This is a genomic window from Vibrio mytili (genome assembly GCF_049563345.1).
In the GTDB taxonomy this organism is placed as follows: Bacteria; Pseudomonadota; Gammaproteobacteria; order Enterobacterales; family Vibrionaceae; genus Vibrio; species Vibrio mytili.
In genome coordinates, this window is record NZ_CP110481.1 from 1,464,388 (window position 1) to 1,477,263 (window position 12,876).

General features: G+C 42.5%; 14 protein-coding genes. 9 read left to right on the forward strand and 5 right to left on the reverse strand.

The genetic code is table 11. From position 1 onward, the window contains the following. Nucleotide 1: 1 nt before the first annotated feature. From ccoS to uspE, 4 genes are all read left to right on the forward strand, one after another. The gene (gene ccoS, locus ONE56_RS06760; RefSeq protein ID WP_041157181.1) at nucleotides 2–166 is read left to right on the forward strand and encodes a cbb3-type cytochrome oxidase assembly protein CcoS; all 165 of its coding nucleotides are present in this window, start codon (nucleotides 2–4) and stop codon (nucleotides 164–166) included. 9 nt (nucleotides 167–175) lie between these two features. After that, a complete protein-coding gene (locus tag ONE56_RS06765) occupies nucleotides 176–853 on the forward strand; it encodes a sulfite exporter TauE/SafE family protein (protein ID WP_423840476.1) in 678 nt (225 codons plus the stop codon). 90 nt (nucleotides 854–943) lie between these two features. Beyond that, nucleotides 944–1,690 (forward strand): FNR family transcription factor, encoded by a 747-nt coding sequence (locus ONE56_RS06770; protein ID WP_041157179.1) that lies wholly within the window; start codon nucleotides 944–946, stop codon nucleotides 1,688–1,690. Between the two features lie 179 nt (nucleotides 1,691–1,869). Beyond that, nucleotides 1,870–2,823, forward strand: a complete 954-nt coding sequence (gene uspE / locus ONE56_RS06775; protein ID WP_331439269.1) for a universal stress protein UspE — start codon at nucleotides 1,870–1,872, stop codon at nucleotides 2,821–2,823. A gap of 127 nt (nucleotides 2,824–2,950) precedes the next feature. Here uspE and ttcA read toward each other — a convergent pair whose 3' ends face one another. The 3 genes from ttcA to ONE56_RS06790 all read right to left on the reverse strand — a co-directional run bounded on the left by ttcA (nucleotide 2,951) and on the right by ONE56_RS06790 (nucleotide 5,563). Next, entirely contained in the window at nucleotides 2,951–3,844 is an 894-nt protein-coding gene (gene ttcA, locus ONE56_RS06780; protein ID WP_041157177.1) for a tRNA 2-thiocytidine(32) synthetase TtcA, read from the reverse strand. Between the two features lie 228 nt (nucleotides 3,845–4,072). Then, nucleotides 4,073–4,732, reverse strand: coding sequence for a DUF2987 domain-containing protein (locus ONE56_RS06785; RefSeq protein WP_331439270.1), 660 nt, complete (start codon nucleotides 4,730–4,732; stop codon nucleotides 4,073–4,075). Nucleotides 4,733–4,753: 21 nt separating this feature from the next. Next, entirely contained in the window at nucleotides 4,754–5,563 is an 810-nt protein-coding gene (locus ONE56_RS06790) for a hypothetical protein (RefSeq protein ID WP_423840477.1), read from the reverse strand. A gap of 343 nt (nucleotides 5,564–5,906) precedes the next feature. On the opposite strand from ONE56_RS06790, the gene potA reads away from it, so the two are divergent. From potA to ONE56_RS06810, 4 genes are all read left to right on the forward strand, one after another. Continuing rightward, complete coding sequence (potA, locus tag ONE56_RS06795) at nucleotides 5,907–7,076, forward strand: spermidine/putrescine ABC transporter ATP-binding protein PotA (RefSeq protein ID WP_423840478.1); 1,170 nt, start codon at nucleotides 5,907–5,909, stop codon at nucleotides 7,074–7,076. After that, nucleotides 7,057–7,917: a spermidine/putrescine ABC transporter permease PotB gene (gene potB, locus ONE56_RS06800; protein WP_331439271.1), complete on the forward strand. Its 861-nt coding sequence runs from the start codon at nucleotides 7,057–7,059 to the stop codon at nucleotides 7,915–7,917. The genes potA and potB overlap by 20 nt, the downstream gene beginning before the upstream one ends. Further along, nucleotides 7,917–8,687: a spermidine/putrescine ABC transporter permease PotC gene (gene potC / locus ONE56_RS06805; protein WP_041157173.1), complete on the forward strand. Its 771-nt coding sequence runs from the start codon at nucleotides 7,917–7,919 to the stop codon at nucleotides 8,685–8,687. The genes potB and potC overlap by 1 nt, the downstream gene beginning before the upstream one ends. A 267-nt stretch (nucleotides 8,688–8,954) precedes the next feature. Next, on the forward strand, nucleotides 8,955–9,992 hold the full coding sequence (locus ONE56_RS06810) for an extracellular solute-binding protein (protein ID WP_041157172.1): 1,038 nt from the start codon (nucleotides 8,955–8,957) through the stop codon (nucleotides 9,990–9,992). 113 nt (nucleotides 9,993–10,105) lie between these two features. On the opposite strand, the gene cobB is transcribed toward ONE56_RS06810, so the two are convergent. Then, nucleotides 10,106–10,843, reverse strand: coding sequence for a Sir2 family NAD+-dependent deacetylase (cobB, locus tag ONE56_RS06815; RefSeq protein ID WP_331439272.1), 738 nt, complete (start codon nucleotides 10,841–10,843; stop codon nucleotides 10,106–10,108). 173 nt (nucleotides 10,844–11,016) lie between these two features. On the opposite strand from cobB, the gene ONE56_RS06820 reads away from it, so the two are divergent. After that, a complete protein-coding gene (locus tag ONE56_RS06820) occupies nucleotides 11,017–11,190 on the forward strand; it encodes a hypothetical protein (protein WP_164833060.1) in 174 nt (57 codons plus the stop codon). 104 nt (nucleotides 11,191–11,294) lie between these two features. Here the strand turns inward: ONE56_RS06820 and ONE56_RS06825 are convergent, their stop codons facing one another. After that, nucleotides 11,295–12,515 carry an ammonium transporter gene (locus tag ONE56_RS06825; RefSeq protein WP_041157170.1) on the reverse strand — a complete coding sequence of 407 codons (1,221 nt, stop codon included), beginning with the start codon at nucleotides 12,513–12,515 and terminating at the stop codon, nucleotides 11,295–11,297. Between the last annotated feature and the right edge of the window lie 361 nt (nucleotides 12,516–12,876).

The following is a 12,876-nucleotide window of genomic DNA, read 5'->3' on the forward strand; positions in this document are numbered from 1 at the left end:
CATGGAAAGTATCTACATTTTAATTCCAATCGCTATCGTTCTTGTGTGCGTTGCTGTCGCTATTTTTCTCTGGGCGGTAAAAAGTGACCAGTTTGAAGACCTTGAACGGCAAGGGCATAACATCTTACTCGATGAAGACGAGCAGTCTAAAGATAAAGACTCGTAGTACACTTTTATGAATCCAGACTTTATTGGCGCATTAATGATCGGCCTTGTTGGTTCTGGCCACTGTATGGGTATGTGTGGCGGTATTGCTTCATTACTTTCTATGGGCTCAACAAAAACCAAAGGCGCACGTTTCATCCCCCTACTTTACAACCTTGGTAGACTGACCAGTTACGCGTTCCTTGGAGCACTGGTTGGAGGAACGGTCTCAAGCTTGTCAGAAGTCAGTGGCCTAACACAGCCGCTAGCATGGCTGCGCTTTATTGCCGCTATTTTCATGGTAATGGTCGCGCTTTACATTGCGAAGTGGTGGCAAGGACTGCTGATTGTTGAGAGCGTTGGTCAGTACGTCTGGAAGTTTATCTCGCCTGCGGGTAAAAAATTACTACCATTGAAAAGTGCGTTCCATGCGTTACCGTTTGGTTTTGTATGGGGGTGGCTACCTTGTGGCTTGGTGTACTCTGCACTTACATGGTCTGTGGTATCTGGTAGCGCCATTAATGGTGGGCTTGTAATGCTTGCTTTTGGGATCGGCACTCTACCTTCTATGCTTGCTATAGGGTACGGTGCTCGCTACTTTCAAAAATTGCAAAATTCATTAATATTCCGAAATATAGCTGCATTAATCCTCATCTTTTATGGTGTTTACACGGCATTTGGGTCTATAAAAGCACTTGGTTTCATATAACTTAAAACTCTATTGTCTTAACATTTTTACTACCCTTTAGGATTAACCAGTGTTAAAATATTGATGTATATCAAATAGTGAAAGGTTATTATGATTTCTGAAAAACCTGCAACAAAGCGTATCCAATCAGGCGGTTGTGCCATTCATTGCCAAGATTGTAGCATCAGCCAACTTTGTATCCCGTTCACTCTAAATGAGGCGGAACTGGATCAGTTGGACCAAATCATCGAGCGTAAAAAGCCTATTCAGAAAGGACAAGAGCTTTTTAAAGCGGGTGATGAGCTTAAATCTTTGTACGCAATCCGTTCCGGTACGATTAAGAGCTATACGATTACAGAGCAAGGTGACGAGCAGATTACAGCTTTTCATTTGGCAGGTGATCTTGTAGGTTTTGATGCAATTACTGGTGACGCTCACCCTAGTTTTGCTCAAGCACTCGAAACGTCTATGGTATGTGAAATTCCATACGAAATACTGGACGACTTATCGGGTAAAATGCCTAAACTTCGCCAGCAAATCATGCGTTTGATGAGTAACGAAATCAAAGGCGATCAAGAAATGATCCTGCTTCTTTCAAAGAAGAATGCCGAAGAGCGTCTTGCTGCTTTCCTATTTAACCTATCAACACGTTTTTCTCAGCGTGGCTTTAGCCCAAGAGAGTTCCGTTTAACGATGACACGTGGTGATATCGGTAACTATTTAGGTTTGACAGTCGAAACCATCAGCCGTCTACTTGGTCGATTCCAGAAGTCTGAGATTCTTAGCGTAAAAGGCAAATATATCACTATCTTAGACCACGATGCATTGATGGAACTCGCAGGTGTAACTAAAGATTAACCCAATAAATTAAGATGTGGCTCTAGAAATGAGCCACATCATATTTCTCATAAAATCCCTTCGAAAGTCCTCTAAAACTTCTTCAAACTAAGCTAAAGTAAATTTATACGGTAAGTATTCCAATACACTGATTTATCTTATGTTCAGTAATCGGTTTCGCAATATAAGTGGGCTTAGTTATGAGTATATACAGTAAGATTCTTGTCGTTGCCGACATTAATAACGATGAGCAACCAGCACTTGCAAGAGCGGTTCAACTGGCTCGAAAAAGTGTGTCAAAAAGCCGAATCACTTTCTTTTTATCCATTTATGATTTCTCATATGACATGACTTCCATGTTGTCAGTGGATGAAAGAGATGCAATGCGTCGTGGGGTTATTCATCAAAGAGAGCAATGGATGCGCAAAATTGCTCAACCATACTTAGATCAAGATTTTGAATTTGATTTCGATATTTGTGTGGTCTGGCACAATCGTCCTTATGAAGCGATCATCGCTGAAGTATTCTCTGGCGGTCACGACTTATTGATAAAAGGAACGCGTAAACACGATGTTCTAGAATCGGTTATCTTCACACCAACTGACTGGCATTTGTTACGTAAATGCCCTATTCCGGTGCTCCTGATTAAAAACGCCAATTGGCCAGAGAAAGCAACCATTCTCGCTTCAGTGCATGTTGGCTCAGAAAACCCTACCCATATCGATCTCAATGACACAATGGTCGAACGTCTGAAAGAAATGTGCAATCGTTTAGATGCTGATCCATATATTGTTAACGCCTACCCTGTAACGCCAGCTAATATCACCATAGAATTGCCAGAGTTCGATCCAACGACGTACACTGATGCTGTTCGAGGACATCATTTGACGGCAATGAAAGCACTGCGCCAGAAACACGGGTTGGATGAAGAGCAAACAATTGTCGAGCAAGGTTTACCAGAAGATGTCATCCCAGAAGCTGTTGACCGCTTGGAAGCTGCGATGGTGATCTTGGGGACAACTGGCCGTACCGGGCTTTCTGCGGTATTTATTGGTAATACAGCAGAGCACGTAATCGACAAAATCAATTGTGATGTTTTAGCGTTGAAACCTAATGGCTACATTAGCCCATTAGATCCAAGCACTGCGACCTAGCTTTAGTCACGAGACTTAGCTATAGTCACGCACCTCTTGAGACTGGTTATGACAAACTTGTGTTGAGAGGTAAATATATAGGTAAAAAAAGGAGGCATATGATGCCTCCTTTTCAGTTTTTCACTGCTTAGATATTCGTTACATCGATAAACATTGACTCGTCTATATTCGTCGATGAAACCACAGCTTCACTAAACTCGTATTGTTCGCGGTTCCCTTCTCGGTCAAGAGGCAGGTTTTCAAAATCAAAAAGATCACGATCCGCAAGCTGACTTGGACTGACATTTTGGATTGATTTAAAGATAGCCTCTACGCGTCCTGGTGTTTTCTTATCCCATTCAATCAGCATTGCTTTGATCGATTGGCGTTGCAAGTTTTCTTGAGAACCACAAAGGTTACATGGAATAATTGGGAAGTTTTTATGCTCCGCGTAACGGATTAGATCCTTTTCACGGCAGTAAGTTAATGGACGAATAACGACGTTACGACCGTCATCAGAGCGCAGTTTAGGTGGCATTGCTTTCAAACGCGAGCCATGGAACATATTCAAGAACATCGTTTCAACGATATCATCCATATGGTGGCCCAGCGCCAACTTAGTCGCTCCAATCTTTTCAGCGAAAGAATAAAGCGTACCACGGCGAAGACGTGAGCATAGACCGCAGGTCGTTTTACCTTCTGGCACTTTCTCTTTAACAACAGAGTATGTGTCCTTGTCTACGATGTAGTAAGGAATATCCAACGTTTCAAAGTAATCTGGCAGAATATGCTCTGGGAAGCCAGGTTGTTTCTGATCTAAGTTGACCGCCACAACATCAAATTTTATTGGTGCGGCCTTCTGAAGATTCAGTAGGATATCAAGCATCGCAAATGAGTCTTTACCACCACTTATACATGCCATGACAACATCACCTTCTTCAATCATGTTGTAATCAGTAATGGCATTTCCAACATGTCTTCTCAAACGTTTCTGAAGTTTGTTGAATTCAAGGGTTTCTTTTCTTGTATCTTTCTGGTTCATTGCGGGCTCTCACATTGCCGATAGGCTCGACAGTAGGACTTCCTAACGTGGTTTTCTTTGGGGCGTGGATTATACGGTCTTTTCGCTCAGGATTAAATGTTTGTCTGTATTGAAAACGTAGAAATCCCGTTTATCTGTACTGTTACAACAAACAGTACCCACAGGAAATCAATCAAGAACAAAAAAGCCGCGGTTTAATGCCGCGACTCTTCGATTGGTGGTTCTGTTTTATTTAGCGTTTGGAAGATATGGCAAAACTCGCATGGTTGGCTCAGGCAGGCGCATATAACCCCCTTCACCAATTTCTGCTAAAGCGACTTGGACTTTACCGTTTACGATCGGTTTTTCTGTTCCGTCAGAAAACGAAATCACACCATTTAGTTGATTGGCAAACTCGAGCGTGACGCCCTGCACTTCTGGAGTAAACCAGCTCGCGAACATACCACCTAAGTCTTCTAACATGCTTTGCATTTGAGGCATAAGCGGCTTAAGTTGATCGTAAGTCACGCTTCCTTGCAAAGGCTCTTTGGTCATAACGACCAAAGAATAGTCACAGCGCGTGTCTTTTGGTGTATGAACAAATACCAATGGATTGGCCGACTTTAGGTTCTTATCAACAGGCAGTGGAAGCTCTTTTGAAGCTGGAATGACAAATTCTTCGTAGTGCTCCTCTTTTTCCATCCATGCCTTTTCAATCTCGCATAACTGCTTTGTTGTCGCATCCACGAAGAAGACACCAACTTTTACATCGTCATGCCCTTCCTTGATGTTATTTTTCAACTGGGTGTACAGTTTTGAATACGTAAACATGTATTCTTGAGCATGTATTGAAGGCGCTGATAGCATTAACGCTAAACCCGTTAACATGCTGACACTTAACTTTTTCATTTTATTTGATTTGTCCTAGGCTTATGCGTCAAATACTTGCGAGTTTCCACCATCGTTGTTGCTGTCGCTATCGTGATCATTTTTCTTGGTAACAACTCTCACTTTAATACCAAACATTTCTCGATACAGAATGCCTTTTAAGTGGAATAAAAACGGCAATACAAAAATGAGCCCAATACCATAAAACATCGCTGCGGCAATAAACATAAACATGACGCCTAAATAGAGAATAGCCACAACGAAAATTTTCTTATTGACTGCCCTTAGAGACAGTAAAAGAGATTGCATCGGTGACACTTTCTTTTCACAAATTAACAGAATCGAATGGCTGAACGCTAACGAAAGATACAAAGAAAGTGGCGCGAGAATCATGCCAACTAAACCTTGCAGTACAAGGCTGAACAACGTAGCAATGATGACGGGAACGGTAAACTGTAACCCTTTTCCAACGTGACTGAGTGTGGTTTTTAAACCCGCGACATGGCTCATCGCCATCAAACAGATGCCTGCATAAATTGGGGCACTGATGACCTCGTAACTAAAGTTGGCGATGTATATCGCTGAAACAATATCATTGTTAAACGAATCAGGATTCTGGAAGGCATCTAAGATAACGCTTGGGTCACCCAACTGCAGTTGTAGTGCGATATAAAAAATACCGACTTGAACAACAAGTAATACAATAATAGCAGGAGAAAATGATAGGAAGTGTTGCACTGTGGTACGAAAAGCTTCGTTGAAAACCGCACCAGCCTTTAACTTATAGTCGCCCGATAATGCGCGCTCAATACTACCACCCAGATTGACATCTTGTTCGAAATCGTTGTTCATATGTTATCCAAGATTAACTTGCAAATTTATTCACTGGTTTACCAGAAAATTCGTATAGCCGTCATTATAATGAAATCTTGTTTTATCTAAAGTCACAACACAGGCCATATCCTTGCAAAATTAGTCATATGGTTGATAATTGACCTCTTACAAGAGCATGAAATTGAAAACAATTGTTACCTACAACACAAGCCGTCTGAACTTTCTTTGTAGAAGAATAATTTCTATAAAAACAGTATGGTAAGTAATGATGCCTTTTACCTGCAAATTTTTTTCAGTCTATGAATGAAAAATTGCTTTGATTTCACAATATTGGTGATTATGATTCGCGCGACACCAGTGGATGATTAACATCAATTGGCGTAAACCCGAATTGAACGTGGGAGAAAAACAGACGTTGAAAGCTAAACAGCAAGCAGGAAAGCCAGTTATTCGTTTATCTGGTATCAGTAAGAGTTTTGATGATAAAGAGATCATCAGCAATTTAAATCTCGATGTGAATCATGGCGAATTTTTAACAATTCTTGGCCCCTCAGGATGTGGTAAAACAACCGTTTTGCGCATGATTGCAGGTTTTGAAACCGCTAATAACGGCCAGATAGTATTAGATGACCAAGATGTAACAGAGATTCCTGCCGAACAAAGACACGTCAATACGGTATTTCAAAGTTACGCCCTATTTCCTCACATGACCGTATTTGAGAATGTGGCATTTGGCTTACGCATGCAAAAAGTGCCTACCGCGGATATTGAACCTCGAGTTTTGGAGGCGCTGCGTATGGTTCGTCTGGATCAAATGGCGCAACGTAAGCCCCATCAGCTTTCTGGTGGGCAGCAGCAACGTATTGCTATTGCTCGCGCGGTGGTTAACAAGCCTAAAGTTTTGTTGTTAGACGAGTCGTTGTCTGCGTTAGATTACAAGTTACGTAAACAAATGCAGATCGAGCTAAAACAGCTTCAACGCCAACTTGGCATCACGTTCATTTTTGTGACACACGATCAGGAAGAAGCGTTATCAATGTCTGATCGCATTATTGTCATGCGTGACGGTATTGTAGAGCAAGATGGCTCCCCACGTGAAATCTACGAAGAGCCGAAAAACTTGTTCGTTGCGCGCTTTATTGGTGAAATCAATGTGTTCAACGCGATCATGAGCGAGCGAATTGATGAGAAACGCATTTGCGCGGAGATCGAAGGTGTTGAATCTGTCGTGTACTACGATAAGCCAGCGCAAAAAGGCGACAAGTTGCAAGTCTTACTTCGTCCTGAAGACCTGCGTATCGAAGAGATCAAAGAATCAGAAGAAAAAGGCATTGTTGGTCACGTCACTGAACGTACCTATAAAGGCATGACACTTGACTCTGTTATCGAACTCGAGTCTGGCATGCGAGTTATGGTCAGTGAATTCTTTAACGAGGATGATCCTGATGTGGACCACTCTATCGGGCAGAAAGTGGCGATTACTTGGGTAGAGAGCTGGGAGGTAGTCCTCAATGATAAGCAAGAAGATTAGCCTTCAAAACGCGATCATCACACTTGTCGTAGGGTGGTTAACTCTATTTGTTTTAGTGCCAAACTTAATGATCATTGGTACGAGCTTTTTGACACGTGATGAAGCCAACCTTATCGAGTTGACTTTTACATTGGACAACTACGTGCGCTTGTTTGATCCTTTATACGCAAAAGTGCTGATGCACTCTTTCTATATGGCGATCGTCGCTACCGTGTTGTGTTTGGTCATTGGTTATCCTTTTGCCTACATTGTGGCAAAAATGCCGGAGAAATGGCGTCCATTTATGCTGTTTTTGGTTATCGTGCCATTTTGGACCAATTCTCTGATCCGAACATACGGACTGAAGATAGTGCTTGGTACACAAGGAATTCTAAACAAGTCTTTGATGGCATTGGACATTATAGATAAACCGTTGCGAATTATGTATACCGAAACCGCTGTGATGATCGGTCTTGTGTATATTTTGTTGCCGTTTATGATTTTGCCGCTTTATTCGGCGATAGAAAAGCTAGATCACACCTACATCGAAGCCGCTAAAGACTTAGGCGCGAATAAGCTGCAAACTCTGACTAAAGTCATTTTGCCGCTGACAATGCCGGGCATCATCGGTGGTTGTTTGTTGGTTCTGTTACCCGCTTTAGGCATGTTTTACATCTCAGATCTACTTGGTGGCGCGAAAAACCTGCTGATCGGTAACGTGATTAAGAGCCAAGTGCTAAATGCACGCGATTGGCCATTTGGGGCCGCGACCAGTATTGCACTAACCATCGCGATGGCGATTATGCTTTATGCCTATTACAGAGCAGGAAAACTATTGAACAGAAAAGTGGAGCTAGACTGATGGGACGCACGATTCGATTTAGCTTTATGACATTAGTGTATGCGTTTCTCTATCTGCCGATCATTGTGTTAATTGTAAACTCATTTAACGACAATAAGTTCGGCATGAAATGGGGCGGCTTCACCACTAAATGGTATACCGCGCTGGTGAACAACGACAGCCTCATGCAGGCGGCATGGCATTCGTTAAACGTTGCGGTGTTTTCTGCATCGGCTGCAACCATTATTGGTAGTTTAACCGCTGTTGCCCTATTCCGTTATACGTTTAAAGGCAAAGGCGCGGTAAACGGTATGTTGTTTGTCGTTATGATGTCTCCAGACATTGTTATGGCGATCTCGTTGCTGGCTCTTTTCCTCGTTTTAGGCGCGCAGCTTGGCTTCTTTACGTTGTTGATTGCACATATCACATTCTGTTTGCCATTTGTTGTCGTGACGGTATATAGCCGTTTAAATGGTTTTGATGTGAAAATGCTCGAAGCCGCTAAAGACCTCGGAGCGAGTGAATGGGTTATCTTGAAACAAATCATATTGCCATTAGCAAAACCTGCCGTCGCGGCTGGTTGGTTACTCAGTTTCACTCTTTCTCTGGATGATGTGATTATCAGTTCATTTGTGACCGGGCCAACCTATGAAATTCTGCCATTGAAGATATATTCGATGGTGAAAGTCGGCATCTCACCGGAAGTCAACGCACTGGCAACCGTTATGTTAGTTGTCTCCTTGGTTCTCGTAGTTATATCCCAACTACTTGCAAGAGAAAAGGTGAAATAACCGTCGGTTGAATCCCTCGATATATCACAGAGAAATCTTTACATCACATAGAAATAGGCAGCGATCCGCTGCCTATTTTTGTAATAGACTGATATAATTATGTCTTGCTAAGTTTATTTACTCAGTTGGGCATAGAGTCGGTGGTCTCCTCGCCCACATGAAAACATTGAGTTCAAATAAACAGGATTGTACTTATCGCGCATTGGCTCAATGCTATCGCATTATCTAGTATTGCTCTGTCCAATTGCCAAACAGAACGGAAAACAAATGAAAAGTAAATTCTACGCAAGTGCCTTGTGTGCAGCGACGCTTATTGCAACTCCTGCCATGGCAGCAGATGAAGAACTGTACTTCTATAACTGGTCCGAATACATCCCAAGTGATGTGTTAGAAGACTTTACGAAAGAGACTGGGATCAAAGTCATCTACTCTACGTACGAGTCCAATGAAAGCATGTACGCAAAATTGAAAACTCAAGGCTCTGGTTATGATTTGGTTGTTCCTTCAACCTACTTTGTTTCTAAGATGCGTAAAGAAGGCATGCTTCAAAAGATAGACAAATCCAAATTAAGCCACTTTGCTGATCTTGATCCTAACTTTTTAAACAAACCGTTTGATCCAAGTAATAACTACTCTATCCCTTATATTTGGGGCGCGACAGGTATCGGCATTAATTCTGACATGCTTGATAAGTCTACTGTGACTAAATGGGATGATTTATGGGATAGCAAATGGGAAGGCCAACTAATGTTGATGGATGACTCTCGTGAAGTCTTCCATATTGCCTTAACAAAACTAGGCTATTCCCCTAATACAACAAACCCAGATGAGATCAAAGCAGCCTACGAAGAATTGAAAAAATTAATGCCAAACGTATTAGTGTTTAACTCTGACTTCCCTGCTAACCCATATCTTGCTGGTGAAGTGTCACTAGGCATGCTTTGGAATGGTTCGGCTTACATGGCTCGTCATGAAGGCGCAAATATCGAGATCATTTGGCCAGAAAAAGGCACGATTTTCTGGATGGACAGTTTAGCGATTCCAGCGGGCGCTAAGAATATCGAAGCTGCACATAAGATGATTAACTTCCTTCTTCGTCCTGAAAACGCAGCAAAAATTGCTTTAGAAGTTGGTTACCCAACGCCAGTCAAATCAGCATACGATCTGCTTCCTAAAGAATTCGTTAACGATACTAACGTGTTCCCTCCTCAAGAAGTGATGGACAGCGGTACTTGGCAAGACGAAGTTGGTGAAGCAAGCGTGATCTACGACGAGTACTTCCAGAAGCTGAAAGTCGGAAATTAAGTTAATTACTTGCTTAATATCAATGGTTAGTAATCAACTAAAATGAAATACTACGACCAGTAATTACAATAAAAAGCGGCAGAATAGCCGCTTTTTTTATGCATCAACGTTTATCATTTACTGTGTTTGGTATTTGGTTCCAACGCGAGTATTTCATCAACAAGCTTCGGCACTTCGATGCTGGCTTTCCCATAGCGCTTTTCTTCAAATTCACTTTCTACCGCACTGGGTTCTAGATTGATTTCGATCGTATGTGCACCGTGCATTTTAGCATCGTGTACAAACCCAGCAGCAGGATAAACGACCCCTGATGTACCGATAGAGATAAACAAGTCGGCTTCTTCAAGCGCGGCATAGATATCCCCCATACGCAAAGGCATTTCACCAAACCAAACGATATGTGGCCTCATCTGGGAAGGGATTTGGCAACAGTGGCATAACTCACCAGTGAGAATATCATCAGTATGTTCAATGACTTGATTCGACTCGCTGCATCGTGCTTTTAACAATTCGCCATGCATGTGTATCACATTGTGACTTCCACCTCTTTCATGCAAGTTATCGATGTTTTGAGTAATGACGGTGACTTTACCTTCCAGCTCTGACTCTAGGCGTCCAAGAGCAAGGTGGGCGGCATTCGGTTGAATAGACGGATCCTGCAGTTTTTTACGTCGTTGATTGTAAAAGTCTTGCACAAGGTCTGGATCGCGCTCAAACCCTTCTGGCGTTGCCACATCTTCAATGCGGTGGTTCTCCCATAGGCCATCCTGAGCTCGAAACGTTTGAATACCAGACTCCGCCGAAATACCAGCCCCAGTAAGTACTACAATATTTCTATAGGGGAAATTCATAACCTATCCTTGCTATTTTTTCATAAGCTTAACACTGAACGAATAGCAACAATAGTAATATGGATTAGACCATGGTCGTATTCAATTTAAATAATCACGGCTTATCGTTAATCTGGATTGTAAATTCAAGTCGTATAAATATTATTAAAACGATAAATTTTTGAGGAGCAGAAATGGCACGAGTATTAATAGCACTGATGTTATTAACGACGTTAGCAGGTTGTCAGTTAACCAACGTTGAAGGTGAGTTTGATGACGTTAAAGTGAGAGTTGGGACCAACGACGACGGTCATCACGGCCACGGTGACTTTTGCCCACCAGGGCAAGCGAAAAAAGGTAATTGTTAATTTACCTCCCAACAAAAAAGAGCGGTTTAAGAACCGCTCTTTTACTAAGTGTAATAAGGCCTGTGGACCTTTGAATCGACAGGCCTTATTACTATTCAGGCGGATTAATCTTCGTTGGTTGACGAAATCTTATGAATGGCCAAGTCAGCACCGTTAAACTCGTCTTCTTCAGAGAGTCTTATGCCAGTGACTGCATTAATCGCGCCATAGACGACTAAAGCACCAAGAACCGCAATCGAAATTCCGAGTAGCGTTCCCAAAACTTGTACCGTCAGGCTTACGCCACCAATACCGCCGAGCGCACTTTGCCCAAAAATTCCGGCCGCAATACCACCCCAAGCACCACAAATACCATGTAGAGGCCAAACACCCAACACATCATCAATTTTGGTTTTGTTTTGTAGATATGTGAAAAGGTATACGAACAGCACACCTGCAATCGCTCCTGTAACCAACGCACCGATTGGATGCATAAGGTCAGACCCCGCACAGACAGCAACCAGGCCAGCCAAAGGACCGTTATGGATAAAGCCAGGGTCATTTTTACCCGCCAAGAGCGACGCTACAATCCCACCGACCATCGCCATCAATGAGTTGATTGCCACTAGGCCGCTGATACCATCTAGCGTTTGCGCAGACATGACATTGAAACCAAACCAGCCAACACACAGAATCCAAGCGCCTAATGCCAAAAATGGAATGTTTGAAGGCGCGAAGTTAGTGTGTTTACCTGCACGTATACGACCTTTACGCATGCCTAGGAAAACAACAGCAACTAATGCAATCCAACCGCCGACACCATGCACGACAACAGAGCCAGCGAAATCGTGGAAACCAACGCCAAAGCTACTTTCGAACCACGCTTGTATGCCGAAGTTTCCGTTCCAAATGATCCCTTCAAAAAGAGGATAAACGATACCCACGGTGAAGAACGTTGCGATCAGAATGGGATAAAAGCGTGCCCTTTCCGCAATACCGCCCGATACAATCGCTGGAATGGCAGCAGCAAAGGTCAGTAAGAAGAAGAATTTCACTAGCTCATAGCCGTTACCTTGAGATAGCGTCTGAGCATCAGCAAAAAAGGTGCCTCCGTACGCGACCCAATAACCAATAAAAAAGTACGCGATAGCCGAAATACCAAAATCGGCGAGGATTTTAACTAAGGCATTAACTTGGTTCTTTTGGCGCACGGTTCCGACTTCTAGAAATGCGAAACCCGCGTGCATCAAAAAAACCATGATAGCACCCAGCAATAAAAAGAGAGTGTTAGAACTCTGTGTGAGAGTTTGTACAACGCCATGTACCTGTTCGGCAGTGACACTCATTATGTTTGTCTCCGTTAGTGTAATGCGCACTTATCCTGTGCAGTTAAATCAAACCATCACCATATTGGTGAATCAAACTTATAAAGCACCTAGCACAGCAATTTGTATTCCAAAAATACAAACCTGAATTTAAATAACTCAAGTTATTGATATTTATAATTTTATGAAGGAGAGTGGATAAGTCGTTATTTCGGAAGGATTATATAAGTTGCACCATATAGGTGTGTACGCACCATTTTAATGCGCACCACAATGTTATATTTGATGAAAAACACACCACATATACGCAACAAATTCACTAACAAAGTGCAAAAGAAATGTCGTTTTTATGGTTACTTGCACAACGAACGCTGACTTTCTG

Coding starts and splice junctions, on each gene's coding strand:
- ccoS (WP_041157181.1), top strand. CDS start 2: ATGGAAAGTATCTACATTTTAATTCCAATCGCTATCGTTCTTGTGTGC.
- ONE56_RS06765 (WP_423840476.1), top strand. CDS start 176: ATGAATCCAGACTTTATTGGCGCATTAATGATCGGCCTTGTTGGTTCT.
- ONE56_RS06770 (WP_041157179.1), top strand. CDS start 944: ATGATTTCTGAAAAACCTGCAACAAAGCGTATCCAATCAGGCGGTTGT.
- uspE (WP_331439269.1), top strand. CDS start 1,870: ATGAGTATATACAGTAAGATTCTTGTCGTTGCCGACATTAATAACGAT.
- ttcA (WP_041157177.1), bottom strand. CDS start 3,844: ATGAACCAGAAAGATACAAGAAAAGAAACCCTTGAATTCAACAAACTT.
- ONE56_RS06785 (WP_331439270.1), bottom strand. CDS start 4,732: ATGAAAAAGTTAAGTGTCAGCATGTTAACGGGTTTAGCGTTAATGCTA.
- ONE56_RS06790 (WP_423840477.1), bottom strand. CDS start 5,563: ATGAACAACGATTTCGAACAAGATGTCAATCTGGGTGGTAGTATTGAG.
- potA (WP_423840478.1), top strand. CDS start 5,907: ATGATTAACATCAATTGGCGTAAACCCGAATTGAACGTGGGAGAAAAA.
- potB (WP_331439271.1), top strand. CDS start 7,057: ATGATAAGCAAGAAGATTAGCCTTCAAAACGCGATCATCACACTTGTC.
- potC (WP_041157173.1), top strand. CDS start 7,917: ATGGGACGCACGATTCGATTTAGCTTTATGACATTAGTGTATGCGTTT.
- ONE56_RS06810 (WP_041157172.1), top strand. CDS start 8,955: ATGAAAAGTAAATTCTACGCAAGTGCCTTGTGTGCAGCGACGCTTATT.
- cobB (WP_331439272.1), bottom strand. CDS start 10,843: ATGAATTTCCCCTATAGAAATATTGTAGTACTTACTGGGGCTGGTATT.
- ONE56_RS06820 (WP_164833060.1), top strand. CDS start 11,017: ATGGCACGAGTATTAATAGCACTGATGTTATTAACGACGTTAGCAGGT.
- ONE56_RS06825 (WP_041157170.1), bottom strand. CDS start 12,515: ATGAGTGTCACTGCCGAACAGGTACATGGCGTTGTACAAACTCTCACA.